At 75.3% G+C, this 26252-nt stretch carries 23 protein-coding genes, 2 tRNA genes and 1 riboswitch; of the genes, 15 read left to right on the top strand and 10 right to left on the bottom strand.

The genetic code is table 11. The features are described 5' to 3' along the window. Positions 1-147: 147 nt before the first annotated feature. Both FHE66_RS05295 and ddaH read left to right on the top strand, forming a co-directional pair. Positions 148-1083, top strand: a complete 936-nt coding sequence (locus tag FHE66_RS05295) for a universal stress protein (RefSeq protein WP_139071943.1) — start codon at positions 148-150, stop codon at positions 1081-1083. Positions 1084-1321: 238 nt separating this feature from the next. Next, the gene (gene ddaH / locus FHE66_RS05290; RefSeq protein WP_369692754.1) at positions 1322-2188 is read left to right on the top strand and encodes a dimethylargininase; all 867 of its coding nucleotides are present in this window, start codon (positions 1322-1324) and stop codon (positions 2186-2188) included. Positions 2189-2435: 247 nt separating this feature from the next. On the opposite strand, the gene FHE66_RS05285 is transcribed toward ddaH, so the two are convergent. Genes FHE66_RS05285 through FHE66_RS05270 form a run of 4 tightly spaced genes read right to left on the bottom strand, consistent with a single transcriptional unit; the run spans position 2436 to position 5796 of the window. Further along, positions 2436-2897 (bottom strand): WXG100 family type VII secretion target, encoded by a 462-nt coding sequence (locus FHE66_RS05285; protein WP_139071941.1) that lies wholly within the window; start codon positions 2895-2897, stop codon positions 2436-2438. A 15-nt stretch (positions 2898-2912) separates the two neighbouring features. After that, a complete protein-coding gene (locus FHE66_RS05280) occupies positions 2913-3365 on the bottom strand; it encodes a hypothetical protein (RefSeq protein WP_139071940.1) in 453 nt (150 codons plus the stop codon). Next, positions 3362-4897 (bottom strand): hypothetical protein, encoded by a 1536-nt coding sequence (locus FHE66_RS05275; RefSeq protein ID WP_139071939.1) that lies wholly within the window; start codon positions 4895-4897, stop codon positions 3362-3364. The genes FHE66_RS05280 and FHE66_RS05275 overlap by 4 nt, the downstream gene beginning before the upstream one ends. Further along, complete coding sequence (locus FHE66_RS05270) at positions 4894-5796, bottom strand: hypothetical protein (RefSeq protein ID WP_139071938.1); 903 nt, start codon at positions 5794-5796, stop codon at positions 4894-4896. The genes FHE66_RS05275 and FHE66_RS05270 overlap by 4 nt, the downstream gene beginning before the upstream one ends. Positions 5797-6008: 212 nt before the next feature. Then, a riboswitch (SAM riboswitch) is annotated at positions 6009-6093 on the top strand. Positions 6094-6097: 4 nt separating this feature from the next. On the opposite strand from FHE66_RS05270, the gene FHE66_RS05265 reads away from it, so the two are divergent. Next, the gene (locus FHE66_RS05265; RefSeq protein WP_139071937.1) at positions 6098-7369 is read left to right on the top strand and encodes an O-succinylhomoserine sulfhydrylase; all 1272 of its coding nucleotides are present in this window, start codon (positions 6098-6100) and stop codon (positions 7367-7369) included. A 6-nt stretch (positions 7370-7375) separates the two neighbouring features. Here the strand turns inward: FHE66_RS05265 and FHE66_RS05260 are convergent, their stop codons facing one another. Beyond that, positions 7376-7795: an SRPBCC family protein gene (locus FHE66_RS05260; protein WP_139071936.1), complete on the bottom strand. Its 420-nt coding sequence runs from the start codon at positions 7793-7795 to the stop codon at positions 7376-7378. A gap of 94 nt (positions 7796-7889) precedes the next feature. On the opposite strand from FHE66_RS05260, the gene FHE66_RS05255 reads away from it, so the two are divergent. From FHE66_RS05255 to FHE66_RS05240, 4 genes are all read left to right on the top strand, one after another. Then, positions 7890-7965: transfer RNA gene (locus tag FHE66_RS05255), tRNA-Arg, on the top strand. A 132-nt stretch (positions 7966-8097) separates the two neighbouring features. Further along, a complete protein-coding gene (locus FHE66_RS05250; RefSeq protein ID WP_139071935.1) occupies positions 8098-8658 on the top strand; it encodes a dihydrofolate reductase family protein in 561 nt (186 codons plus the stop codon). Between the two features lie 243 nt (positions 8659-8901). Continuing rightward, on the top strand, positions 8902-13062 hold the full coding sequence (locus FHE66_RS05245) for a DNA helicase (protein WP_139071934.1): 4161 nt from the start codon (positions 8902-8904) through the stop codon (positions 13060-13062). Further along, positions 13059-13325 (top strand): hypothetical protein, encoded by a 267-nt coding sequence (locus FHE66_RS05240; protein WP_139071933.1) that lies wholly within the window; start codon positions 13059-13061, stop codon positions 13323-13325. The genes FHE66_RS05245 and FHE66_RS05240 overlap by 4 nt, the downstream gene beginning before the upstream one ends. 3 nt (positions 13326-13328) lie before the next feature. On the opposite strand, the gene mscL is transcribed toward FHE66_RS05240, so the two are convergent. Both mscL and FHE66_RS05230 read right to left on the bottom strand, forming a co-directional pair. Beyond that, entirely contained in the window at positions 13329-13733 is a 405-nt protein-coding gene (gene mscL / locus FHE66_RS05235) for a large conductance mechanosensitive channel protein MscL (protein ID WP_139071932.1), read from the bottom strand. Between the two features lie 144 nt (positions 13734-13877). Next, positions 13878-14534 carry an RcpC/CpaB family pilus assembly protein gene (locus FHE66_RS05230; RefSeq protein ID WP_139071931.1) on the bottom strand — a complete coding sequence of 219 codons (657 nt, stop codon included), beginning with the start codon at positions 14532-14534 and terminating at the stop codon, positions 13878-13880. A 182-nt stretch (positions 14535-14716) separates the two neighbouring features. Here FHE66_RS05230 and FHE66_RS05225 point away from each other — a divergent pair, with 182 nt between their 5' ends. Beyond that, positions 14717-17320, top strand: coding sequence for a penicillin acylase family protein (locus FHE66_RS05225; RefSeq protein WP_139071930.1), 2604 nt, complete (start codon positions 14717-14719; stop codon positions 17318-17320). A 13-nt stretch (positions 17321-17333) separates the two neighbouring features. Here FHE66_RS05225 and FHE66_RS05220 read toward each other — a convergent pair whose 3' ends face one another. Then, entirely contained in the window at positions 17334-17990 is a 657-nt protein-coding gene (locus tag FHE66_RS05220) for a 5-formyltetrahydrofolate cyclo-ligase (RefSeq protein WP_139071929.1), read from the bottom strand. A gap of 92 nt (positions 17991-18082) precedes the next feature. Between FHE66_RS05220 and FHE66_RS05215 the strand changes: the two genes are divergently transcribed. From FHE66_RS05215 to FHE66_RS15365, 4 genes are read left to right on the top strand one after another with little or no spacing between them, the layout of a single operon-like run. Next, a complete protein-coding gene (locus tag FHE66_RS05215; protein WP_139071928.1) occupies positions 18083-19048 on the top strand; it encodes a UTP--glucose-1-phosphate uridylyltransferase in 966 nt (321 codons plus the stop codon). Beyond that, the gene (gene glp, locus FHE66_RS05210) at positions 19045-20259 is read left to right on the top strand and encodes a gephyrin-like molybdotransferase Glp (RefSeq protein WP_139071927.1); all 1215 of its coding nucleotides are present in this window, start codon (positions 19045-19047) and stop codon (positions 20257-20259) included. Before FHE66_RS05215 ends, glp begins: the two co-directional genes overlap by 4 nt. After that, positions 20259-20876, top strand: a complete 618-nt coding sequence (locus FHE66_RS05205) for a GNAT family N-acetyltransferase (RefSeq protein WP_230976507.1) — start codon at positions 20259-20261, stop codon at positions 20874-20876. The genes glp and FHE66_RS05205 overlap by 1 nt, the downstream gene beginning before the upstream one ends. Positions 20877-20886: 10 nt before the next feature. Further along, positions 20887-21852 carry a hypothetical protein gene (locus FHE66_RS15365; RefSeq protein WP_176554660.1) on the top strand — a complete coding sequence of 322 codons (966 nt, stop codon included), beginning with the start codon at positions 20887-20889 and terminating at the stop codon, positions 21850-21852. Positions 21853-21986: 134 nt separating this feature from the next. Here the strand turns inward: FHE66_RS15365 and FHE66_RS05195 are convergent, their stop codons facing one another. Beyond that, positions 21987-23210 (bottom strand): arginine deiminase, encoded by a 1224-nt coding sequence (locus FHE66_RS05195; protein ID WP_139071925.1) that lies wholly within the window; start codon positions 23208-23210, stop codon positions 21987-21989. A 136-nt stretch (positions 23211-23346) separates the two neighbouring features. Here FHE66_RS05195 and FHE66_RS05190 point away from each other — a divergent pair. Both FHE66_RS05190 and FHE66_RS05185 read left to right on the top strand, forming a co-directional pair. Further along, a tRNA-Ala gene (locus FHE66_RS05190) sits at positions 23347-23422 on the top strand. Positions 23423-23506: 84 nt separating this feature from the next. After that, positions 23507-24055: a putative immunity protein gene (locus FHE66_RS05185; protein ID WP_139071924.1), complete on the top strand. Its 549-nt coding sequence runs from the start codon at positions 23507-23509 to the stop codon at positions 24053-24055. Here FHE66_RS05185 and FHE66_RS05180 read toward each other — a convergent pair whose 3' ends face one another. Further along, positions 24056-24610: a TetR/AcrR family transcriptional regulator gene (locus tag FHE66_RS05180; RefSeq protein WP_176554659.1), complete on the bottom strand. Its 555-nt coding sequence runs from the start codon at positions 24608-24610 to the stop codon at positions 24056-24058. It abuts the gene before it with no gap. A gap of 123 nt (positions 24611-24733) precedes the next feature. Between FHE66_RS05180 and FHE66_RS05175 the strand changes: the two genes are divergently transcribed. Continuing rightward, a partial coding sequence (locus FHE66_RS05175; RefSeq protein ID WP_139071922.1) for a 3-ketosteroid-delta-1-dehydrogenase occupies positions 24734-26252 on the top strand: 1519 nt, incomplete at its 3' end.

Below are 26252 nucleotides of genomic sequence, written 5' to 3'. Positions count from 1 at the left end.
GAGGGGCCCGGACCATGAGGTCCGGGCCCCTCCCTCGTCCCGTCCCCGTCCGGGTGCCCGGCGCGGCGTAGGACGTTCGAACCGCCGCCGGCGCCTGGACGGAGCACAATGGGGGCAGCAACAGTCCCGACCCTGGAGGGCGGCCAGATGCCTCGAGACGACGTCGTCATCGTTGGAGTCGACGGTTCCGAGACCAGCAACGCAGCGCTCGAGTGGGCCGCCGCCGAGGCGCGCAGGCTCGGCTGGCGGCTGCACGTCGTGTGCGCCTACGCGGTGCCGGCGTTCACCGTCGCCTCGCTCGACGGCGGGTTCGCCGCCGTCGACGACTCCGCCATCCAGGCCGGGGCGCAGGCAGTCCTCGACGACGCCGTCGCCCGCGTGAGCGGCGGTGGTCTCGAGGTGAGCTCCGCCCTCGAGCTGGGAGACCCGACGGGCGTGCTCGTCGACCTGTCGCGCCAGGTGAGGCTCGCCGTCGTCGGCACCCGCGGCGGTGGTGGCTTCGCCGACCGCCTGCTCGGTACCGTCTCCTCCTCCCTGCCCGCGCACGCGCACTGCCCCACGGTCGTCGTCCCGCGCGTCGAGGAGGGTCGCCCGCCCTTCACGCCGTTGCGCCGGATGGTCGTCGGGGTGGACGGCTCGGAGTCCGCGACGATCGCGCTGCGTCGTGCCGTGGACGAGGCGGCCCTGTGGGGGGCGCACCTCACCGCCGTCGCCGCGGTGCCGATCGGCGGCGGGGCGGGCTCGCTCGCCTGGCTGCCGGCCGCCGTCGACCGTGACGACGTCCTCGCCGACGTCAAGGTCGGCCTCGGCGTCGCCGTCGAGCAGGCCGTCGCCGGTCGCGACGTGCGGGTGAGCCAGCACGCGCTGGACGGCAACGGCGCCGCGCTGCTCGCCGAGTTCTCCACCGCCGTCGACCTCGTCGTCGTCGGCTCGCGCGGGCGCGGCGGGTTCGCGGGCCTGCTCATGGGCTCGACCAGCCAGGCGGTGCTGCACCACGCGGTGTGCCCCGTCATGGTGGTGCCCGCCCGCTCCGTCCACGAGGAGAACCGCAGCCCCACCGACGTCCCCTGGCGCCGCCGCTGACCCCCGCTGCCGCCGCTGACGCCCCGCCCGCCCGCCCCGCCCGCCCGCGACAGCCGACTTCCGCCCGACAGCGGAGTTCCGCGCGACAGCGGAGTTCCGTCCGAGAGCCGACTTTCGCGCGACAGCGGAGTTCCACGCCACAGTGGAGTTCGTCGCACTCCACGGGCGCTGCATTGCGCGGGTGGGTGCCCCGGTGCCTACCCTGGCGGGCACCCCAAGAGCGACGAAAGGGTCTGACGTGCGGCCACCCCGCCAAGCCACCCCCCGGCACTTCCTCATGTGCCGTCCGACGTACTTCACCGTCAGCTACGAGATCAACCCCTGGATGCACCCCTCGGTGCCGACCGACACCGCGAAGGCGGTCGCCCAGTGGCAGGAGCTGTACGACACGTACGTGCGGCTGGGTCACCGGATCGAGCTCATCGACCCGCTCGAGGGCCTGCCCGACATGGTCTACGCCGCGAACGGCGCGCTCGTGAGCGACGGCGTCGTCTACACCGCGAAGTTCACCTACCCGGAGCGCATGGCCGAGGGGCCGGCGTACGCGGAGTGGTTCGCCGAGCGTGGGTACCGCGTCCACACGGCCGCGGAGACGAACGAGGGCGAGGGCGACATCCTCACCGTCGGTGACCTCGTGCTCGCGGGCACCGGCTTCCGCACCTCGGCGGCCGCGCACAAGGAGCTGCAGGAGGTCATCGGCAAGCCGGTCATCTCCCTCACCCTCGTCGACCCGCGGTTCTACCACCTCGACACCGCGCTCATGGTGCTCTCCGACACCGAGATCGCCTACTACCCGGCCGCGTTCAGCGACGGGAGCCGGCGGGTCCTCGAGCGCCTCTTCCCCGACGCCGTCATCGCGACCGAGGACGACGCCGTCGTGCTCGGACTCAACGGCGTGAGCGACGGGCGCCACGTCATCCACAACCCGCGCGCGACGCACCTCGCCGCGGCGCTGGCCGAGCGCGGGTTCGAGCCCATCGGGATCGACACCTCCGAGCTGCTCAAGGGCGGTGGCGGTGCGAAGTGCTGCACGCTCGAGCTGCGGGCGGCCGTGGATGCCGCAGAGGTCCCCAGCGCTCCTGTGGCGGTGCCCCAGGCCGTCTGACCGATCGTCCCGTCCGCCGGGAGCCGAGCACTCTGCGCGTCGGCTCCCGGCGGACGTGTGTTCGGGCACGGAAGTCGGCTCTCGTGCGGAAGTCGGCTCTCGTGCGGAAGTCGGCTGTCGTGCGGAAGTCGGCTGTCGCGCGGAACTCGGCTCTCGTGCGGAAGTCGGCTCTCGTGCGGAAGTCGGCTCTCGCGGGGGGAGGGGGGAGAGGAGGGGGAGGGATAGATCGCGGGGGAGTGGGAGCCGGTCAGGCGGGCCAGCCGGCGCGGCGGGCGCGGTCGATCCACTCGAGGTCGATGTCGGCGCTCGGGGCGCCGGTGACGAGGTCGACCACCTCCTGGGCCCGCTCCACCCCGGGCGTCACCGCGTCGATGACGCCGTTCCACAGGTCCGAGAGCACCGACCGCGCGTCGTCGAACGCCGAGAGCAGGAAGGTGCGCGCCGACTCGATCGCGGCGAGCGTGTCCTCCACGCCGTCGGCGTGCGCGCGCAGCGCGGCCGCGACGTCCTCGACCCGCTCGGCGCTGCGGCCGGTGACCTCGGCGCGCTCGAGCAGCGACTCGCGGTACTCCTCGGCGGCGAGGGACTGCCAGCCGATCTGCTCGCGCAGTCCCACGAGGTCGGCTCCGAGGTCACGCACCTGGGCCACGACGTCGTCCATCCGGGCCGCGAGCGCGCGCAGCTCCTCCGGTGCCTCACCGAGTCCCACGGCGTCCCTCCCAGGTCACGGCTGCCAGTCCTCGTCGGCGGCCGGGGCGCCGAACATCGCGTAGAGCCCGGCGGCGTCGGCGCCGCGGCGCGGGAAGCCGAGGTCGCGGACGTCGAGGGTCGTGCCGTCGGGCCCGACGAGCGTGGCCCGCACCTCCGTGGGCACGAACGCGGTCGTGTGCCACCCGGCCTCGGTCACCGCCTCGAGCACCGCCCGCTGCTCACCGGGCGTCGTGGCGTCGGTGGCGGCGTCCACCGTGACCTGCCGGCCCGAGCTCGCGTCGGCACGCAGCCGGACGTCGGCGCTCGTCACGCCCTCGATGCCGGTGAGCTCCGAGCTCATCCGCGCGGTCTCGGCGTCGAGGTCGGGCGTGGGGGACGACGACGGCGCAGCCCCGCCGCCCCCGCCGCCGCACGCGGTCGCGAGCAGGACGAGGGCGACGACGGCGCAGCCCGCCACCCGCCTCACCGGTGCTCCTGCGCTATGTCGAACTGGAACACGTGCGCCTCGCCGCCGCGCACGTGGGAGAACTGCTCCTGCAGCGGGCCGAGCGCGAGCTGCAGGGCGGGGTCGTGGGCGGCCTGCTCGTCGACCAGCGCGCCGGTCTCGGCGTAGAGCGAGCCGTGGTGGGCGGAGAACGGGTCGCCCGCCGTCACGTGGCTGTGCCCGTCGACGTCGCGCACGACGGTCGTCCAGTTCGGGCCTGCCGGGTTGGGGTTGCCGTCGAGGTGGTGGACCGGGTCCTGGGCGTGCTCGAGGCTGATGACGGTGACGGAGTCGGGCACGGCCATGTTCGCCACGGGGGACCCGCCGGTGACGACGGTCGTGACGTTGAGGCCGTTGCCCGGGTCGGCCGCGAGCGAGGCCGCGACGATCCCGCCCTGGCTGTGTCCCGCGAGGGTGACCGGCTGGGCGGCGAGCTCGGAGAGCGGGACACCCGTGCTCGCCGCGAGCTCGGCGCGGGCCTGGGCGAGCGCCTCGAGGACGCCCTGCTCCATCGCCGTGGCGTGCGAGCCGGCCATGAGGTGGAGGTTCGTCGCGAGGTTCGAGGGGTTGGACCCGGACTCCGCGGCCCAGTCCTGGGTGCCGGGGATCTCCACGATCCACGTGTGGCCGCCCGCGCCGTCGGGCACGGCGGTGACGCGCACCTCGGAGGTCGCGCCGTCGCCCAGGCCGGAGATGTTGTCGAAGAGGGCCGAGAGGCTGTCGGCGGCCGTCGCGTCCAGCGCCGCCTGCCAGGACTCGGGCGTGGGGTAGCGGGGGTCGTGCGGCTCGGGGGTGACGACGGGCGTGCCGTCGGCCAGCAGCCCCAGCAGGCCGCCGCCGGCGATGACCGCGGCGACCACCTGCTCGTAGGTGAGCGGGACGGACGTGAACGTCCACGGCGTCAGCGCACCGAGGACGAGCGGGACCTGGGTGCCCAGCACCCACGGCAGCCCGGAGATGATCGAGTCCGTGGCCCACGGGTGGTCGTACAGCTCCGCGAGGACGGCGCCCGCCGGGTCCTCGCCCACCTCGTCGATCCAGGCCGCGAAGGCGTCGGGCGTGAGGGCGTCGGCCATCGGGTCGGGCAGCACGTCGAGAAGGAGGGAGGTGAGGGCGATCCCGCCGGCGCCGAGCAGCCCGGCGTTGACGAGCACGACCCCGGTGGCGGTGTCGCGCAGCTCGGCGAGCCGGGCGAGGGCGGCGTCGGTCTCCTCGTAGGCGGTCGCGGCGCCGCGCAGGAAGACGGCAGCGGCCTCGTACTCCAGCGCGACCCAGATGAGCCCCTCGGGCGGGAGCTGGGCCTGGGCGACCTCCCCGAGGACCCGCGCTCCGGTGACAGGTGAGAGGACCTGGGACCCGAGCACGGCGTCGTGCACCGCGACCTCGGCGACCTGCGTGGCGAGGCTGCGGGCGACGTCGCCCTTGGTGTCCAGGACGTCGGCGGTGGCCCGCATGTCGGCGACGCGCGCGAGGACCCCGGTCGCGCCCCCACCGACCGTGAGGGACTCCGTCACAGGACCTCCTCGGCGTGGAGCAGACCGGTGAGGGCGGAGAGCAGCTCCTGGCGGACCTGGCCGAGGTCCGAGCGGCGCAGGGTCACCGCGTGGGAGCTGGCGTCGACGAGCTCGACGACGTCGGCCTCGGTCCACAGCCACACCCCGCGGAAGGCGAGCGCCTCGGCGCCGCGCAGCCGGACCGCGCTCACCGAGGCGCCGCCGGTGACGTCGCCGGCCAGCGAGCCGAGGACCGACAGGGCAGAGGTCGGCAGGCCCGCGAGGTGGGCGGCGACGTCCTGACGCCCGGAACGCATCGCCCGGGCGATCGCGGCCGACTGGGGCCAGCCCACGCGCACGGGCGAGCGGTGCTCGGGGCCGAAGGAGGCGGTCGGGCCGGGCAGCGCCCGCACGACCTCGTTGAGCAGGCCACCGGCCGCGGAGAGCGAGACCTCGACGACGGGCTCCTGCTCGAGCACCGCCTCACCGTCGGTGACCCCCGCCTGCCGGCGGCGGCGGGACAGGGCTGCCGTGCGGCCGGCGCTCCACGCGACGGCCTGGTTGACGACGACGTCACCGGCCCAGGAGGCGACGTCGACCCGCACCTCGGACTCCAGGAGCTGGAGCATGCCGAGGACGCACGGCGGGGTGAGGGCGGTGACGGTGTCCTCCGCCGGGACGTGGCTGGCCAGGCCGCGCAGCTGGAGGCCTGCCCAGGCGCGCGCCCGCTGCTCGTCGGTGAGCGGGGTGTCGGGGTCCAGGCCGAAGGACTCGGGCTCGAACCCGGCCGGCGTGCCGGCGCCGGGGGCGTGGGAGAGCAGCGCGGAGCGCAGCACGGTCCACTCCGCGACGTCGAGCCGGAAGCGCGCAACCTTGCTGTGCGCCTGGCGCCGAGCGCGCTGGACGGTCTGTGCAGACATGGCGACCACCTTTCTCACCGGGCCGCACGGGGCGCCGGTGCCCCCGCGGTCATCCTCGCCTCGGGGGTGCGGCCCTGACCATGGGGAGAACTGCCCATGCCGCGCGCCACCCCGTCCCACGGAGGCCGGGCTGTCGCCCTTATCGGTCCACCTGGTGGGACCGGCCAGGTGGCCGCCCGGGCCCGCCCCGGGCCTCTGGCTAGCATCGGGTCGACCCATCCAGAGCAGCCGAGAGACCTGGCTCGACGACGCTGCAGCAACCCGGTCCACGGGTGCTCCCGCCAGGAACGATGGAGGAGCCATGGCCACCGACCCCGCCCGCCCCGCCTGTCCCGGCCCCGGCGGCTACCCGGACCCCGACCCGGCCTGGGGACCGGCGACGCGCGCCGTCCACGCCGGGCACGCGCGCACCGGCTTCCAGGAGACCTCGGAGGCGCTGTTCCTCACCCAGGGCTTCGTCTACGACGGCGCCGCGGACGCCGAGGCGGCCTTCGACGGCACCCTCGACCGGTTCACCTACGCGCGCTACGAGAACCCGACGGTCTCGACGTTCGAGGAGCGGCTGCGCGCACTGGAGGGGGCCGAGGCGTGCCTGGCGACCGCCTCGGGCATGTCCGCGGTCTTCTCCACCCTCGCCGCCCTCGTGCGCAGCGGCTCGCGCATCGTCGCCGGCCGCGCCCTGTTCGGCTCGACCGTGACGGTCTTCGAGGACCTCCTCGCCCGCTGGGGCGTGGTCACCGACTACGTCGACGCCCACGACCTCGCCGACTGGCGGCGGGCCCTGGCCACCCCGGCCGACGTCGTCTTCTTCGAGACACCGTCCAACCCGATGCAGGACGTCGTCGACGTCGCCGCGGTGAGCGCGCTCGCCCACGCCGCGGGAGCGACGGTCGTCGTCGACAACGTCCTGGCCACCCCGGTGCTCCAGCGGGTGCTGCCCCAGGGCGCCGACGTCGTCGTCTACTCGGCGACCAAGCACATCGACGGGCAGGGTCGGACGATGGGGGGCGCGGTGCTCGGCAGCCGCGAGTTCGTCCACGGGCCGCTGCGGCTCGTGCTGCGCAACACCGGGCCCACGCTCAGCCCGTTCAACGCGTGGGTGCTGCTCAAGGGCCTGGAGACGCTGCCGCTGCGGGTGCGCGCGCAGAGCGCCGCGGCCCTCGATCTCGCCCGGTGGCTGGAGACCCGGCCCGGCATCGGTCGCGTCCACTACCCCTTCCTCGACTCCCACCCGCAGGCGGCGCTCGCCCGGGCCCAGATGAGCGGCGGCGGCACGGTGGTGACGTTCGACCTCGTCGTCGACGGCCGTCCGGCGGGCCGGGCCGAGGCGTTCGCGTTCCTCGACGCCCTGCGCCTCGTGCTCATCTCCAACAACCTCGGCGACGCGAAGTCGCTGGTCACCCACCCGGCGACGACGACGCACCGGCGGCTCGGTCCCGACGGGCGTGCCCGGGTGGGGATCAGCGACGCGACCGTGCGGCTGTCGGTGGGGCTGGAGGAGGTCGCCGACCTGCGCGCCGACCTCGACCAGGCGCTCGCTGCGGTGCGCGCCGTGCGCCGGCCGGCGGCCTGAGGCGGGTCAGCCGGCCGGCCGGGTGCGCCGCACCCAGCGGGCCATCCGCCACATCGCCACGGCCGCCATCGCCTCGAGCACGGGGTTGAGCACGCCGGGGGCGGGCACGGGGCCGCGCAGGTGGGCGTCGTAGGTCCACGTCACGCGTGACCGGCCGCCCGCGGCGGGGGACACGGTGATCGTCGAGGTCCCCAGGAGCACGGGCCCGAGCTTGCGCAGGACGAGCTCGTGGGGCGGGTCGGCGCGCGCGACCTGCATCCGGTCGACGAACACCCCCGCGGTGCGCGCGAGGACGACGTCGCCGGTCCGGGCCGGGCCCGGGGGCGCCGCGACGTGGGTGAGCGGGATCCACCGGTCGTGCCGGCCGAGCGTGGCGACGAGCCGGAACGCGCGGTCGGGCGGGACGTCGAGCACGCGCGAGGCCATGGCCGGGACTGTAGTGGGCGCGGGCGTCCGCAGCCCGGGGTGGCGCCCGCATGACGTACCCGCGCCCGGGCGCGGGTAGGCTAGCCCGTGCCCCGCCCTCGTAGCTCAGGGGATAGAGCACCGCTCTCCTAAAGCGGGTGTCGGCAGTTCGAATCTGCCCGAGGGCACCAGGCGCGGACGTACCCTCCAGGAGGGGATGCGTCGTGCCGTGCGTGGTCGCCGTCGACGACGTCCGGCCGGCGGGCCGCTGAGTCCGGCGCTCCTCCCGGGTCTGCACCAGCACCCGCACCGAGGAGGAACGCATGCGCACCGTGACGTACTCGATGGGAATGTCCGCGGACGGCTACGTCGTCGGGCCGGACGGCCGCTTCGACTGGGCGGCGCCCGACGCGGAGATCTTCGCCTTCCACCTGGAGGAGATCCGGCAGGTCGGGGTCCACCTCCTGGGCCGGCGGCTCTACGAGGTGATGCTCTACTGGGAGACCGCCGAGGAGGACCAGGAGCTCGACGACGCGGAGCGCGAGTGGGCCCGGCTGTGGAAGGCGCTGCCGAAGGTCGTCTTCTCCCGCACCCTCACCGTCGTGGAGGGCAGCAACACCCGGCTGGCCACGGGGACGGTCGCCGAGGAGGTCGCCCGCCTGCGCGCCGAGCCGGGGGAGGGGGACATCGCCATCGGCGGGGCCGCGCTCGCCGCGTCCGCCGAGGACCTCATCGACGAGTACCGCGCCGTGGTCTACCCCGTCCTCCTCGGCGGGGGGACGCCGTACTTCCCGCAGCACGAGCGCTTCGTGCGCCTCGAGCTCGCCGAGGTCCGGACGTTCGGCTCCAAGGTGGTCCACCACCGCTACCGGGCGCTGCGCTGAGGCGGCGGCAGGGCAGTCTGCGCCCGATTTGTCGCCACGTGACGAAGGTCACACACAATCATGCGGACGTACAGGGTCGAGGCGCTTGCGCTCCGACGAAAGTTGGGCCAATATTTCTTCTTGTAGGGCGTGACGCCTGCCCCCCGTGTGCGTCACGCCCTATCCCATACCCTGAGCCGATAACTCGGCAACCGCGCGGCGGGTCGCCCCGGTCCCGCGCGTCGCCCTGGTTAGCGTGGGTGAATGGCCCCTTCAGCGATCTCCGCCCGCCCCCCTGCGGCGTCACGCCGCCCCGGGGCACCAGGACTCGCCGGCCTCGCCCGGCGCGACGACGCCGACCCGGCCGAGGGCGGTGACGCACGCACCACCCGCGCCCGCGCCGTCGACGACGCGGCCCAGGAGTGGCGCGACCGTCTCGTCGGGCTGAGCGGCGCGAGCGCGCTGTCCGACGTCAGCCTGCTCGGAGCGGCGGTCATCGACCTCACCGCGGCCCACCCCTCCGGCATCGCCCAGCTCTACTCCGGGCGCACGACCCGGCTGTCCAACCTCGTGCGCGAGGGCGGGGCGCTCGTCGCCGCGCGCCGCTCGGCCCGCACCGTCGTCGCGCGCACCGACGAGCTCGCCCAGCGCTACGGCGTCGCGCCCACCTACCTCGCGGCCGGGATCGCGACCTGGAGCGAGCTCCCGCCGCCCGCCGGCGTCCCCGAGGACGCCGACGCCGCCGACGCCGCCGAGGACGCGGCTGCTGACCGGCCCGCCTCCGACTCCCCCCGGACCGTGCGTGCCCCCGTGCTCCTGCGGCCGGTGCGGCTGACCCCGCGCGGCGGGCAGGTGGCCGACCTCGACCTCGAGCTCGAGCAGGCGGTGGACGTCAACTCCGTGCTCGTGCGGGCGTTGCGGGCGCGTGGCGTGAGCGTCGACGTCCAGGCCGTCACCGCCGGCACGCTCACCGAGGACGGCTTCTCCCCGCGGGCCGCGCTCGCCCGTCTGGGCCTCCTCGGGGAGGAGCACCTGCCCGACTTCACCCTCGAGGAGCGCGTCCTCATCGGGCCCTTCGTCCACCCCGGGCAGGTGCTCGTCGACGACCTCGAGGCGATGCACGACGACCTCGTCCAGCACGACGTCGTCGCCGCCCTCGCCGGCGACGAGGGCGCCCGCGCCGCCCTCGACCGTCCGCTGCCCGACCGGGTCGGGCCCGACCGTCCGCCGCAGGCCGAGCGCGGTGTCGGGGACCTCGACCCCGACCAGCAGCGGGTCGTCGACGCCGTCGCCGCCGGGACCGACCTGTTCATCGACGCGCCCCCCGGCGCCGACGTGCCCGCGACCCTCGCCGCCGTCCTCGCCGACGCCGTCGCCTCCGGACGCCGGGTGCTCTACGTGCCCGGCTCCCGGCGCGTGGGCCGCGCGCTCCTCGGCGAGCTCGAGCGGCTCGGGCTGCGCGACCTCGTCCTGGACCTGTCCACCGACTCCGGCTGGCGGACCAGCGCCCCGGAGGAGCTGCGCACGGGCCTGCGGGCCACCGACCCGAAGGGGCAGGTCGAGACGGTCCGCGCCGTGCGGGCCGAGCTCGTCACCGTCCGCGAGCGGCTCGCCGGCTACGTCAGTGCCCTGCACACCGTGCGTGAGCCGTGGGGCTGCTCGGCCCATGCCGCGCTCCAGGCCCTCGCCGCGCTCACCGCCGCCCGGCCCGCCCCGCGTACCGAGGTCCGCCTCCCCTCCGCGACCGTCCGAGACCTGGTCGGGGAGCAGCGGGCGCACGCCCGCGAGCGGCTCGTGCGGGCCGCGAGCCTCGGCGCCTTCGACCTGCGCCCGCACGACACCCCGTGGTTCGGGGCGCGGCTCACCAGCGCCGAGGAGGCGCGCGCCGCGCTCGAGCGCACCCAGCGGCTCTCCGGCCTCGAGATGCCCCGGCTGCTCGCCGAGGTCGGGCGCACCACCCACGAGACGGGCGTGGTGCAGGCCGCCACCCTGCGCGGCTGGCTCGAGCAGCTCGAGATGCTCGACGGCGTCCGCTCGGCCCTCGACGTCTTCGTCCCGCAGGTCTTCGAGCGCTCCGCGGCCGACATGGTCGTGGCGACCGCGAGCCGGGCGTGGCGCAAGCAGCACGGCGTGAGCATGCCGCGCCGGGTGCGGCGCCGGATGCGCAAGCAGGCCAAGGACCTCCTGCGGCCCGGGCGCCCGGTCCCCGACCTGCACGCCGAGCTCGTCCACGTCCAGGAGCAGCGCGAGGTCTGGCGCCGGCACTGTCCCGGGGGCGGGTGGCCCGCGCTGCCCGAGGGGCTGTCCGCGATGACCGAGCACGCCCGCGCCGTCGAGGCCGACGTGCTCGCCCTCCAGGGCGTCGTCGGGACGGGTGCCGGCAAGCCCGACCTCCTCGACCTCCCGCTCGAGGACCTCGCCCGGTTCATCGACGCGCTCGCCGGTGACAGCGAGGCGGTCCGCCTCATGCCCGAGCGCACCGCGGTCCTCGCCGACCTCGAGCGTCTGGGACTCACCGAGCTCGTCACCGACCTCACCGAGCGCCGGGTGGCGGCCGGGCTGGCCGGCGCCGAGCTCGACCTCGCCTGGTGGACCTCCGTCCTGGAGGAGATCCTGCGCACCGACCCGGCGCTCGCCGGGTACGACGGGCCGGCGCTCGTCGCGCTCGCCGAGCGCTTCCGCCGCCTGGACGCCGAGCACGTCGACACCCTGACGACCCCGGTCCGTCGCGCGGTCGTGCGTCGCCTCCAGGGCCTCGTGCGCGACCGGCGTGAGGAGGCCGCGCAGCTCGAGGCCGAGCTCGCCGCCGGGCGGGCCGCCGACCTGCGCCGACTCAACGCCCGCCACCCCGAGCTCATCGGTGCGATCCGGCCCGGCTGGGTCGTGCCGCCGGTCCTCGTGCCGCAGCTGCTGCCGCCGGCGCGCTGCGTCGACCTCGTCGTCCTCGACGGCGTCCACCACCTGCCGACCGAGCAGGCCGTCGGCGCGATCACCCGTGGCCGCCAGGTCGTGCTCGTGGGGGACTCCCGTCGCGGCGGGGACGGGCTGGTCGGGGAGCTCGCCCCGCTGCTTCCCGCACTCACCCTGCCCACCGACCGCGCCGACCGTGAGGAGTCGATCGCCGGCTTCCTCGCCGGGCACGGCTACGAGGACGTCATCGCCCCGGTCCCCGCGCCGCCCGCGGCCGGCCGGGTCCGCTTCGAGCGGGTCGAGGGCTTCGGCATGCCGGCGCCGGGTGCCGACGCCGTCGAGAGCGTCCAGGCGGAGGTCGAGCGCGTCGTCGACCTCGTCATCGAGCACGCGCTCACCACCCCCGACCGGTCCCTCGCCGTCGTCGCGCTCAACGCACGCCACGCCGACCGGGTGCGTGAGGCCGTGATCTCGGCCGTCGCCGGCAGCGCCGCGGTCGCCGAGTTCTTCGCGGCCGACAAGGACGAGCCGTTCGTCGTCGTCGACGCCGACGGCGCGGGAGGTCTGCGGCGCGACACCGTCGTGCTCACCATCGGCTACGCGAAGACCCCGCACGGGCGGGTCCTGCACAGCTTCGGCGCCGTGAGCGAGCCGGACGGCAAGGCCTGCCTCATCGACGCGCTCGACGCCGTCCGGGAGAACCTCGTCCTCGTCTCGTGCCTCGGCCCGGGGGACATCGACCGGGACCGGCTCCACCAGTCCGGCCCGCTCCTGCTCGCCGACCTCATCGACTGGGTCGCGCAGCCCCACGGCGGCGCGACCGCGGCGCAGGACGTCGCCCCCGACCCGCTGCTCCTCGACCTCGCCGAGCGGCTGTGGCGCCTCGGGCTGACCGTGGTCCCGCAGTACGGCGTCGAGGGCGGGGTCCGCATCCCGCTGGCGATCGGCCACCCCGAGCTGCCCGGTGAGCTGCTCCTCGCCGTGCTCACCGACGATCCCGCCTACATCGCCGAGCCGAACCTGCGCCGCCGCGAGCGGCACTGGGTCCAGCGCCTCGTCTCGCGCGGCTGGCGCGTGCACATGGCGTTCTCCACCGCCGTCTTCGCCGACCCGCAGGGGGAGGCCGAGACGATCCTCGCGACCGTCCTCGACGTCGTCGATGCCCGGCGGCGGGCCACCGAGCCCGTCGGCGCCCGGGTCGCGCCCCCGACCGACCTCGAGGACGACGACGCCGACGACGGGTACGCCGCCGTCGGGTCCGAGTCCGAGCCCGAGTCCGAGTCCGGTGCCGAGGACCTCCCGCGTGAGCGGGGGACCCGCCCGGAGGTCACGCCCGGGCTGCCGATCGGCGCCTACTCCGACGACGAGCTCGACGACCTCGCCGCGTGGATCGACTCCGACGGCGTGCCCCGTGATGACGAGGCGATGATGGCCGCCCTGCGCGAGGAGCTCGGGCTCACCCGGCGGGGCGTCGAGGTCGACACGGTGCTGCGCACCGTCGCCGCCCGGCGATGACCCGCGGACGGCACCGGCGGGTCGTCGCCCCGCCCACCCGCCTCGGGGCGAGCGAGGAGGGGGACCTCACGCCTGTCGGCGGGCCGGCCGTGCAGCCCAGGCAGGTGCGCCGCCCGCAGGCACCCGCCGCGGCTCCCGAGCCGCCGTCCACGCCGGTGCTGCCCACGCGGGCGCGTGAGGACACCGACGAGGCGTGGGGGGACCGGCCCGAGGGCTCGGACGACGCCCGCTTCCTGCGCGACAAGCCGCCGCACTGGCAGTAGCGGTCAGGGCCGGGTGGTGCCCTGCGTCTTGAGCAGGTCGCGGATCTCCTGGAGCAGGATGATGTTCTCGTCCGGGGCCTCGGGCTCGGGCTCCTGGCCGCGCTTGCGCCGCTCCTGGTACTTGTTCATCGGCACGACGAAGATGAGGTAGACGACCGCCGCCGTGATGAGGAAGACGATGACGGCGTTGATGATCTCCGACAGGTCGACGTAGGTGTCGGGGCGGTCGGAGAGGATGAAGAAGCCGAGGCCGGAGGTCTCCGCGCCACCCGTGGCATTGAGCACCGGGGTGATGATCGCGGAGACGACCGTGTTGACGATCGCTGCGAAGGCGCCACCGATGACGACCGCGACGGCGAGGTCGACGACGTTGCCGCGCATGATGAACTCTTTGAAACCCTTGAGCATGGTCCGCGCTTCCTCTCGGATTGGGGCCGTGGCACCCCGGGCCTCGGCAGCGTAGCGCGGGCCTGGGCGGGGTCGCAGCGGCCGAACGGTCATTCGGGCGGATCGGTCCCCGCATCGCCCACCACGGGCGAGGCAGGTCGTCCGTCAGCCCGGCAGGACGACGCGCAGCGGCGCCCAGGCGCTCGCGCCGACGACCGCGGGGGCCGCCGCGCGGGGCAGCGCGACGAACAGCAGCGGCGAGTCCTCCTGCCCGCCGAGCAGCCCGCCGGCGGCCCCGTCGTCCCGCGCGAGGACGAGCGCCCCCGCCGCGACGACCCGGGCCGCTCCCTCGCTCGACGTCGCGTCGGCGGTCGCGGCGAGCAGGTCCACCCGGTCGCCCGGGCGCAGGGTGCGCGCCGCCGCGGCGTCGGCGACCCGCACCGGCACGACGACCTCGCCCGCGGCGACGCCGTCGGCGAGCCCCGGACCGACGAGCACCTGCGCGGCGAGCGGGAACCCCGCGGGCAGGGCGACGGCCACCCGCTCCCCGGCGACCTGCGGCGGGGCACGCAGCATCCCCGGCGACACGAGGTCGCGCGGGAGCGCGGCGGTCCGCACGTCGCCCTCGGTGAGCGCGGTGCCCGCCGCCACGTCGCGGGTGAGGACGAGCACCTCGAGGGTGGGTGGGGGAGCGGGACGCAGCTCCCCGACCACCGTCCAGGCGCCGGTGGCGAGGGCCGCGACGAGCAGGGCGTGGCGCCAGCGCCACAGCAGGCGGCGCAGGCGGGCGGTGCGCCGCCGGGACGGGGGGACGGGAGCCATGGCGGCGACGGTAGGGACCGCGCGTGACCGCCGCCCCGCCGGGCCCCTCGACTGTGGACGCGGGACCCGCCGGTGCCCGTTGGGGACAGGTCCCGCCCGGGCGCGGGCGCGCCGGCGCGCCGCCACACCGGGGAGCACCGCAGGCCTCTCGGGCGTCGGCCGATGCGGTTACCCTCGGACTCGTGCGTGGCTCCAACCTCATCCAACGTCTGGCGATCGTCGTCGCCGCCGTGCTCGTCGTCGTCCTCGTCGCAGGGGTGGCGCTCGCAACGGTGCTCACGCGTCGCCCCCTGCCCGAGTACTCGGGCGACTCGACCCTGCGGATCCTGTCCACCGACGTCGAGGTGCTACGCGACGAGCGCGGCGTCCCGCACATCTACGCGGACACCGACGCCGACCTCATGCGCGCCCAGGGCTACGTCCACGCCCAGGACCGCTTCTTCGAGATGGACTACCGCCGCCACGTGACCGCCGGGCGCGTCTCCGAGCTCGTCGGGGAGAACGACGCCGCGCTCGCGGCGGACCAGGTCATCCGCACCCTCGGCTGGCGCCGCGTCGCCGAGCAGGAGTGGGACCTCCTCAGCGACGAGACCAGGGCCCTGTACGACGCCTACGCCGAGGGCGTCAACGCCTACCTCGACACCCGCGAGGCGAGCCAGCTCGGCGTGGAGTACACCGTGCTCGGCCTGGTGACCGAGCTGCGCGAGATCGAGCCGTGGACGCCGGTGGACTCCCTCGCCTGGCTCAAGGCCATGGCGTGGGACCTCGGCGGGAACTACGACCAGGAGCTCGGCCGCGCCACCGCCGTGCGCGCCCTCGGCGGCGACGTCGCCCGGGTCGAGGAACTCTACCCCGCCTACCCCGGGGAGCAGAACCTGCCGATCCTGCCGCCGGCGGACGCCGTGGCGACCCCGACCGTCGAGGACGCCTCGTGGGAGGAGGTCCCCGCCGGCGCCGTCGAGGCGGTCGACGCCGCCTACGCCGCCCTCCAGGCCACGCCCCGTCTGCTCGGCGAGGGGGACGGCATCGGCTCGAACTCCTTCGCGGTCTCCGGCGCGCACACCGCCTCGGGCAGCCCGGTGCTCGCCAACGACCCGCACCTCGCCGTCAGTGCCCCCGGCATCTGGCACCAGGTCGGGCTGCACTGCCGCGAGGTCACGACGCTGTGCACCTTCGACGTCGCAGGCTTCGACTTCGCCGGCATGCCAGGCGTCATCATCGGCCACAACGCCGAGCTCGCGTGGGGGCTGACCAACCTCGGCCCCGACGTCATGGACTTCTTCCTCGAGCGCGTCTACGACGACGGCACCTACCTGCGCGGTGGGGAGCGGGTGCCGCTCACCCGGCGCACCGAGACCATCCGCGTCAACGGCGGCAGCGACCTCTCGCTCAGCGTCGCCGCGACCGCCCACGGGCCGATCGTCTCGGGGATCCTGCCCGACACGGCGGCCGCGAACAACGCCCCCGTGCCGGACGGCTCGCCCTCCCCGGGCTTCGGCGGGTACGCCGTCGCGCTGTCGTGGACGGCGCTGACCCCCGGCCGCTCGGCCGACGCGATCTTCGCGCTCAACCGCGCGACGAACGCCGAGCAGATCGCCGCGGCCGCCGCCCTGTTCGACGTGCCCGCGCAGAACATCGTCTTCGCGACGACGAGCGGGGACATCGGCTACCAGGCGCCGGGCCGCATCCCGGTCCGCCAGCACGTCGAGGACGGACCGGTCCCCTCCGACGGCACCTGGCCCCGCCCCGGCTGGGACGGTCGCTACGACTGGGCCGGGTACGTGCCGGCCGAGGACATGCCGCGCGCGCTCAACCCCGAGGAGGGCTTCATCGTCGCGGCCAACCAGGCCGTCCAGCCCGCCGGCGTGGGCCCCTTCCTCACCGAGGACTGGGACTACGGCTACCGCTCCCAGCGGCTGCGCGAGCTCATCACCGGCGCGATCGCCGAGGGCACGCCGATCGACGCCGAGTGGGCCAACGCGGCGATGAACGACGAGGCGAGCCCCTACGCCGCCCTGCTCGTCCCCGCGCTGCTCGAGGTCCCCGTGGAGGACCCCTTCGTCGGCGAGGCGGTGAGCCTGCTCGCGGACTGGGAGCAGGCGGACTACCAGCAGGGCGACGACTCCGCCGCCGCGGCCTACTTCGCGGCGGTGTGGGCCAACCTCCTGGACCTCACCTTCGCCGACGACCTCCCCGAGGCGCTCGCGCCCGAGGGAGGCAGCCGGTGGCTCACCGTGGTCGACCAGCTCCTCGACGACCCGACCAGCCCGTGGTGGGACGACCGCCGCACGGTCAACCTCGTCGAGAGCCGCGACGAGATCCTCCTCCAGGCGCTCACCGCGGCCCGCAACGAGCTGACCCAGACCCTGGGCAAGGACCCGGGCGACTGGCAGTGGTCACGGCTGCACGTCGTCGCCCCCCGCCACGCCGTCCTCGGGGCCGACGTGCCCGCGCCCGTCCGCTGGTTCGCCAACCCGTCCGCCGTCGGCGTCGGCGGCGGCTCGAGCATCGTCAACGCCACCGGGTGGGACGCCTCGGCCGACGTCGACGGCCGCCGCGACTACGGCGTCACCTCGATCCCCTCGATGCGCATGGCCGTCGAGCTCGGGGACCTCGACCAGTCGGTGTGGGTGAACTTCACCGGGGTCTCCGGCCACCCGGCCTCGGAGTTCTACGACGACCAGATGGCCGCGTGGGCGGCAGGGGAGACCTTCCCCTGGCCCTTCACCCGGGCTGCGGTCGACGAGGCGACGACCGTCACCCGCACGCTGCGCGCGCCGGGCTGAGCGGGCCGGACCGTCAGGAGCTCGGGGCCGCGTCCTTGACGGCGAACGGGGAGCCGTCCAGGAGGAACCACCGCTCCTCGGTGATGACGGCGTCGACCGGGAGGTCGTGGTCGGCGCGCGGCAGCGGCCCGTCGTCGACGAGCTCGGCCTCGTGGACCATCGCGAAGACCGGGACGCCGGGACGGCGGTGCTGCAGCGCGCGGTCGTACCAGCCGCCGCCCTGGCCGAGCCGGATCCCGTACCGGTCCACGGCGAGCGCGGGCGCGATGACGACGTCGGCCTGGGCCAGGGACTCCGGCTCCAGGACCTCCCCGGTGGGCTCGAGCGGGCGGCCCGGGGCGTGGTGGGCGAGGTCGTCCGCGCCCGTGTACTCACCCCAGCAGCGCGCCAGGCCGGGGCCGAGCACGGGGAGCAGCACGCGGGTCCCGCGCTCGTGCAGGGCGTCGAGCAGGGCGCTGGTCACCGGCTCGACGTACGTCGAGACGTAGGCGGCGACGCACCGGGCGTCCCCGACGGCCTGGACTCCGTGCTCGGCGAAGGCGTGCGCGTCCTGCTCACGCTGCCGGGCGGACCGAGCCCCCCGGTGGGCCCGGACCGCCTCACGTATCGCCTGCTTCGCGTCCTCCATCTCCAGACCGGAGGTGCTGGGAAAGCGGATCGCCGTCGACATGCCGACCAGTCTCCCACGCCTCGCGCGGCACGGACCGGGCAACCGGGGAGCTCTCCGGGGCGCGGCGCCGCGCGGGTCGGTAGCCTGCGGCCATGGAGCAGCCACACGTCATCCCGGTCCGTAAGGCAGTCGTGCCCGTGGCCGGACTCGGTACCCGGTTCGTCCCCGCCACCAAGGCGGTCGCCAAGGAGATGCTGCCGGTCGTCGACCGGCCGGCCATCCAGTACGTCGTCGAGGAGGTCTCGGCGGCGGGCATCCGCGACGTCCTCCTCGTGACCGGCCGCGGCAAGTCGGCGATCGAGGACCACTTCGACCGCAACGCCGAGCTCGAGGCCGCGCTCGAGGCCAAGGGCGAGGCCGACCGGCTCGCCGAGGTGCAGCGCCCCACCGACCTCGCCGACATCCACGCCGTGCGCCAGGGGGCGCCCAAGGGCCTGGGCCACGCGGTGCTGTGCGGTCGTGAGCACGTGGGCGACGAGCCCTTCGCCGTCCTCCTCGGTGACGACCTCATCGACGCCCGCAACCCCATCCTGCCGACGATGATCGAGGTCCAGCAGCGGCTCGGCGGCTCCGTGGTCGCGCTCCTCGAGGTCGAGCCCTCCCAGATCAGCCTCTACGGCGCCGCCGCCGTCGAGCCGGTGTCCCTCGCCGGGATCCCCGACGGCGACGTCGTCTCCGTCACCGAGCTGGTGGAGAAGCCCTCGGCCGACGAGGCGCCGTCGAACCTCGCCGTCATCGGCCGCTACGTGCTCTCCCCGGCCGTCTTCGACGTCCTGGAGCGGACCGAGCCGGGCCGGGGCGGGGAGATCCAGCTGACCGACGCGCTGCAGACGCTGGCCCGGATGCCCCGCGAGGAGGGCGGCGGCGTGCACGGCGTCGTCTTCCGCGGTCTGCGGTACGACACCGGCGACAAGCTCGACTACCTCAAGGCGGTCGTCCAGCTCGCCGTCGACCGTGAGGACCTCGGCCCGGAGTTCTCCGCCTGGCTCGAGCAGTTCGTCGCCGGCCGCCACGTCGAGCTCAGCTCGGACCCGGCCGCGTCCCTGCCCGCCCGGTGAGGAGCGTCCAGGAGCACCTCGCCGCCTGCCTGGCGGCGGTGGGCCCCCAACCCCCGCTCGAGGTGGTCCTCGCCGACGCCGTCGGCTGCGTGCTCGCCGAGGACGTGCTCGCCACGCGGGACCTGCCGCTCGCGGACGTCGCCGCCCTCGACGGGTACGCGGTGCGTGCCGCCGACGTCGCGACCGCCGGGCCCGCCGCCCCGGTCGCGCTGCGCGTCCTCGACGAGATCCGCGCCGGGAGCGTCGACCCGACCCGCCTCCCGGCCGGCAGCTGCGTGCGCATCGCCTCCGGTGCACCGCTGCCGCTGGAGGCCGACGCCGTCGTCCCGGTCGAGCAGACCGACCGCGGTACCGCGAAGGTCGAGATCCGCACGGCCGCCGCGCAGGGCGAGAACGTCCGCCCGCGCGCCCAGGACGTGCGCGACGGGGAGGTCGTGCTGCGCGCGGGGGAGCGGGTGGGCGCCCGTCAGGTCGCGCTCCTCGCCGCCGTCGGGCGGGGCCGGGTCACCGTCCACCCGCGGCCGCGCGTCGTCGTCGTGTCCGTCGGGGACGAGCTGGTCGAGCCCGGCGCGACCGCCCGGCCCGGCCAGGTGTACGACGCCAACGGCCACGCGCTGGCCGCGGCGCTGCAGGACGTCGGCGTCGCGACCTACCGGGTGGCGGCCGTCCCGGACCAGCGCGGCCCGCTGCGAGAGACGCTCGAGGACCAGCTCGTCCGCGCCGACCTCGTCGTCACGACGGGCGGGCTGAGCCACGGGTCGAACGACACCGTCAAGGAGGTCCTCGGCCCGCTCGGCACGGTGCGCTTCGACAACGTCGCGATGTGGCCCGGGCGCCAGCTCGGCGTGGGGCACGTCGGGGACGGGACGCCGATCCTCGCGCTGCCCGGCGACCCGGTGGCCGCGCAGGTCGCCTTCGAGGTGTTCGTCCGCCCGGCGGTGCGCGCGATGGCCGGCTACGCCGACCTCTACCGCCCCACGGTCCGGGCGACCGTCACCACGGGCTGGTACTCCCCGGCCGGGCGGCGCGAGTTCGTCCGCGTCACCCTCGCCGGCTCGCCGCAGGAGGGCTACCGGGCGACCCCCGCCGGGGCGCCCGGGACGCTGCTCCTCTCCGCGCTCGCCCGGTCGAACGCGCTCGCCGTCGTCCCGGAGGACCTCACCGAGGTCCGTGAGGGAACCGCGCTGTCATGCCTGGTGCTCGACGCCTGATGGTCGTGCTCGAGGAGGACGGCGTGCGCCTGCGGCCGCTGCGCTACCGCGACCGCGCGGCGTGGCACCAGGTACGCGCCGCCAACGCCGCCTGGCTGGCGCCGTGGGAGGCCACGAGCCCGGTCCCCGGCCCGCCCGTGGGGTTCGCCGCCTACGTCGCCCAGTGCCGGCGGCAGACCCGGCGCGGGGAAGGGCTGCCGTTCGTCATCGAGGTCGAGGGCGAGCTGGTCGGCCAGCTGTCGGTCTCCTCGATCGTCATGGGCGCGGCCCGCAGCGCCTCGATCGGCTACTGGGTGAGCCGGGACCTCGCGGGCCGCGGGATCGTCCCGACGGCCGTCGCGATGGCGGCGGACGACTGCTTCACCCGGCTGGGCCTGCACCGGCTGGAGATCAACATCCGGCCGGAGAACACGGCGAGCCTGCGGGTCGTGGAGAAGCTGGGCTTCCGTGACGAGGGGGTGCGCCGCCGCTACCTGCACATCGCCGGTGACTGGCGCGACCACCGCACCTTCGCCCTCCTCGCCGAGGAGGTGCCCGAAGGGCTGCTCGAGCGCTGGCGGCGCAGCCGGGGGAGACACGCCGGGGACGTCCCCGGAAGTGGTCCGGCCCACGGATAGTTTCATGCTCGTGGACGTACAGGGTTGGGTGATCCTCGCGCTCGCCGTCGTCCTGTTCGGGTACCTGGTCCCGACCCTGGTCAACAGCCGGCAGCAGCTGGCCGAGGCGCGGGTCGAGGACCGCTTCTCCACCACCCTGCGGGTGGTCGGCACGGGGGCGACGGCGCGCCGCCCGTCCCCCGGGGAGCACCACGGCACCCGCGAGAACCGCCCCTACCTGCACGACCCACGACGACGGACGGAGGCACCCGCCGTGAACAGGCCGACCACCCCGAGCGAGCGGGCCGCCGCCGAGGCGCGCCGCCTGGCCGCCGCCCGTGCGGCCCGTGCCGCCGAGATCAGCCGCCGCAAGGCTGCCGCCCGGCGCCGACTCGTCCTCACCCTGCTCCTGGCCGCCGCCGGCGCCGCCGGCTGGAGCGCCGTCGGGGTGTCGGGCATGTCGCTCGCGCTCGGTGTCGTGCCCACGGTGCTGCTCGTCGTCGTCCTGGTCCTGGGCCGGCGGGCTGCCAAGGTCGCCGCCCGCCGCAACGCCGCCGACCGTGCGGCGATGGCTCGCCTCGAGCTGCGGGCCGAGCCGCGCCGGGTCGTCACCCGTCCGGCCGTCACCGCGCCGCGCGAGGAGCCCGCCGTCGAGGCGCCCGCGCAGGAGGCGGTCGCACCGGCCGTCGAGGAGGTCGCGCCGACCGTGACGGCACCCGCCACCACCGGTGCCCCGTGGACGCCGGTGCCGGTGCCTGCGCCGTCCTACACGCTCAAGGCCGCCGCCCCCCGCCGCGACATCGCGCCCTACGAGGCACCCGAGCCGGTGGTCGCTCGGACCGTGACCGAGCCGGTCCTCGAGTCGGGCCTCGCGGGCTCCCCGTACGCCCCGGTGGCCGACCCGCAGCCGCAGGAGGCCCCGGCGCCGCTCGTCGGCCCCGCGCGCGGTCTGGACCTCGACTCGGTCCTCGCCCGCCGTCGCGCCGCCAGCGCCTGACAGGCCACCGCCCTCACTCAGCCGGGTACGACCGCGCGCGATCCCGCCGACCGCGCGCAAGACCGCCGACCGCGGGTGACACCGCGCCCGCGGTCGGCGGTCTCACCCGCGCTCGTGTTCAGACGCGGTCGCGCTCAGATGCCGTCGCGGACGGTCGGGCAGCTCATGCACCGCGGCCCGCCGCGGCCGCGGCCGAGCTCGCCGCCGGGCACGGTGATCACCTCGACGCCGTGGGAGCGCAGGTAGGCGTTCGTCGTCGTGTTGCGCTCGTAGCCGACGACGACGCCCGGGGCGAGGGCGAGGACGTTGCACGCGTCGTCCCACTGCTCGCGCTCGGCGCTCAGGGAGTCCTGCGCGGGCGTGAGGACGCGCAGCGCCTCGACGCCCAGCGCCTGGGCGATCGAGGCGTGCATCTCCTGCGGCGGGTGGTCGGTGACGACGAGCTCGCCGTCGGCGTCGCCGGGCGTGATCCGGTAGGAGGGCAGCGGGCCGAGCCCGGCGTACTCGATGATCGTGTGGTCGTCGACCATCGTCATCACGGTGTCCAGGTGCATGAAGGAGCGCTGCTGGGGCAGGGCGAGCGCGACGACCTGCGTGGCCGAGCCGGTCTCGAAGAGCCGCTGGGCCACCCGTTCGACCCCCTGCGGGGTGGTCCGCTCGCTCATCCCCACGAGCACCGCGCCCCGCCCCAGGACGAGGACGTCACCGCCCTCGACGCTCGTCGAGCCGCGGCCACCGGCGCCGCTCCACAGGTGGAAGCTCACCCCGGCGAAGGCCGGGTGGAAGCGGTAGACCGCCTGGTAGTGGAGGGACTCGCGCATCCGGGAGCGCTTGCGCATGTTGCTCACGCCGACGCCGTCGTACACCCACGCGGAGGCGTCGCGCGCGTAGAGGTGGTTGGGCAGCGGGGGGAGCACGAAGTCGTCCGGGCGCAGGACGTGGAGCGCGATCGAGCGGGGCTCGGGGATGCGTTCGAGCAGCTCCCGCTTGGTGAGGCCGCCGACGAGCAGCGTGGTGAGCTCCCCGGCGTCGAGGGTCTCGACGAGCTCGAGCACCGGCTCGACACCCGCCGCACCGAGGAGCCCGGCGTCGAAGGTGCTCTCGACGACGAGCCGCCGCGCGGCCGGCACCTCGAGCGTCTCGCGCAGGAGCCCGGTGAGGTAGCGGACCTCGACGCCCTGGTCCCGCAGCGCCGCGGCGAAGGCGTCGTGCTCCTCCTGCGCGCGCTCGACCCAGAGCACCTCGTCGAAGAGGAGCTCGTCGCGGTTCTGCGGGGTGAGGCGCAGCATCTCCGGGCCCGGCCGGTGGAGGATCACCTGGTGGAGACGGCCGACCTCGGAGTCCACGTGGTAGGTCATCGGGTTCCTCGTCGTCGGGGGCGGGGGTGCGCAACAACGTAGCGTCGGCGGCAGCGCCCGGCCCACTGTGACCCACGTCAACGCCGGTGCCGGTTCACTCCCCGCCGACGGCGGTGCTAAAGTTGGCGATGCTCAAGGGGCTATGGCGCAGTTGGTAGCGCGTCTCGTTCGCAATGAGAAGGTCGGGGGTTCGAATCCCCCTAGCTCCACCAGCAGAGGCCGCCGATCCGGACACCGGGACGGCGGCCTCTCGCGTTTCCCGGACACCGTGCGCGGGCCGCTGGGAGAGTGTGCCCATGGCATCCGCGCAGACGCTCAGCGAGGCCGAGCGGCGCCGGGTGGCGCTGTGGGCGGCCGACTGCGCGGAGCGTGTCCTGCCGCTGTTCGAGGCCGACGCCCCGCAGGACGGCCGCGTGCGCGACGCCGTCGAGCGTGCTCGAGCCTTCGGCCGTGGCGAGCTGGACGCGGCGGGTGAGATCCGACGCCGGTTCGTCGCAGGGCGCGCGGCCGGGGCGGCGAGGAGTCCCGCCGCGGTGGCTGCCGCGCGGTCCGCCGGGCAGGCCTCGGGCGTCGCGCACATGGGCGCCCACGCCCTGGGAGCGGCGGCCTATGCGGCGAGGGCCGCGGCTCTCGTGGCGAGCGACCCGGAGCAGGCCCGTCGCGACGAGATCCGCTGGCAGCTGGACCACATGACGGCTGAGGCCCGCGCCGCGCTGTCGCGCCTGCCGCTGCTCGGGCAGGACCCGTCCGGGCCGCTCGGGCAGGGCCTCCTCACGTCGAGTGCGCTCGCCCCGACCATCCGGGACATCCAGGCTCGGCTGAGCAGCCCCGCAGCCTCCGACTGACTAGCCGGCCTGCGTGAGCCCGAGCAGCCGGTACCCGGCCTCGGCGATCGCCCGCTCGAGCTCGGCGTCGTCGAGGTCGGCCAGGTCCGCCTCGATGGCGGGGCCGACGAGCCCGCTGAGGAAGATGCTCACCCGCACGAGCGCGGGGCCGTCGGCGTCCGGCCCGGCCAGGGTGTCGCGCAGGCGCTGGAACGTGCGGGCGTGGTCGGGCCGCCCGGCGGACAGCGCGGCAGCGGCGACATCCTTGAGGACGACGGCGTAGAGCTGGCGGTGGGTGACCGCCTGGCGGGCGAGCCCGTCGACGAGCGCCGCGGCGCGCCGCTCCACGGGGAGGACGCCGACGGCGGCGAGCAGCTCGTCGAAGGTGCGGACGGCCGGGTGGAGCACGGCCTGGACGATCTCCTCCTTGCTGCGGAAGTGGTAGTACACCGCCGCCTTGGTGACGCCGAGCTCCTCGGCGATCATCCGCAGCGACGTCCCGGCCACCCCGTGGCGCGCGAACAGCTCCAGCGCGCAGGACCGGATCCGGTCCGCGGACGAGTCCCCTCTCGGCACGGTGCCACCTCCCGGCCCCATTGTGGTACCAGTTTCCCTTGCCGATCGACTAGTACAGTGCGGAGCACGAGGTCAGCAGCCGTTGGGGCAGGCCCCCACGGCCCGATTCAACGAGGAGCACCCGTGAGCAGCACGCCAGCAGGACCGCGAGTCCAGGACACCACCGTCGACGTCCTCGTCGTCGGCTCGGGAACGGGCATGGCCGCCGCACTCTCGGCCCGGGACCAGGACATGTCGGTGCTCGTCGTGGAGAAGACCGAGTACGTCGGCGGGTCGACGGCGCGCTCGGGCGGCGCCTTCTGGATCCCCGGCAACGACACGCTGCGCTCCGAGGGCTCACCCGCCACCCCGGAGATGGACCGCGACTACGTCGCCGCCGTCGTCGGTGACACCTCCTCCCGCACGCGCTGGCAGGCCTTCCTCGACCACGGTCCCGACGCCGTCGCGATGCTCGCCCGCACCACCCCGATGGAGTTCTTCTGGGCCCGCGGCTACTCCGACTACCACCCGGAGAAGCCCGGCGGCTCGGCCCTCGGCCGGTCCTGCGAGTGCCACCCCTTCGACGCCTCGGTGCTCGGGGACGAGCGCGGCCGGCTGCGGCCCGGCGTCGTCGAGGCGCCCGTCCCGATGCCGGTGACGGGGGCGGACTACAAGTGGATGAACCTCATGACCCGCACCCCGCTGCGGTCCCTGCCCCGCATCGTCAAGCGTGTCGCCCAGGGCCTCGGCGGCAAGCTCATCGGCCGTGAGTACACGGCCGGCGGGCAGGCGCTCGCGGCCGGGATGTTCGCCGGGCTCATCGGCGCCGGCGTCCCGGTGTGGACGCGTACCTCCCTCGTCGAGCTCCTCACCGACGGCGGCCGGGTCACCGGCGCCGTCGTCGAGCAGGACGGCACCCGGGTCACCGTCACCGCGCGCCGCGGCGTCGTCCTCGCGGCCGGCGGCTTCGACCACGACATGGCCATGCGCCACGAGTACCAGTCCCCGCGCCTGGGCCACTGGAGCCTGGGCTCCGAGGGCAACGAGGGTGACGCCATCGCCGCCGGCCGGGCCCTCGGCGCGGGCGTCGACCACATGGCGGAGGCCTGGTGGTTCCCCGCCGTCGCGCCGGTGGGTGACGGCGAGCCCTCCGTCCTGCTCGCCGAGCGGTCGCTGCCCGGCTCGATGATCGTCGACCAGACCGGCAGCCGCTTCATCAACGAGGCGACCGACTACATGTCCTTCGGCCAGGAGATCCTGCGCAGGGAGGCCGACGGGTCCCCGGTCACCGACATGTGGCTCGTCTTCGACCAGCGCTACCGCAACAGCTACGTCCTCGCCGGCGGCGTCTTCCCGCGGATGCCGCTGCCCAAGGCCTGGTACGACGCCGGGATCGCCGTGCGCGCCGACAACCCCGGGGACCTCGCCACCGCCATGGGGGTGCCGCAGGCCGACTTCGCCGCCACCGTCGCCCGGTTCAACGAGATGGCCGGCACGGGGATCGACCACGACTTCCAGCGGGGCGCCAGCGCCTACGACCGCTACTACGGCGACCCGACGGTCACCCCCAACCCCAACCTGCGGCCGCTGTCCGGCGGGCTGTACGCCGTGCGCGTCGTGCTCTCCGACCTCGGCACGTGCGGTGGCCTCACGGTGGACGAGC

The sequence above is a fragment of the Georgenia sp. 311 genome, assembly GCF_006151955.1.
GTDB classification, from domain to species: Bacteria; Actinomycetota; Actinomycetes; order Actinomycetales; family Actinomycetaceae; genus Oceanitalea; species Oceanitalea wutianyii.
The sequence above is the reverse complement of the archived record's forward strand: the minus strand, read 5'-3'. Positions and strand labels throughout refer to the sequence as shown.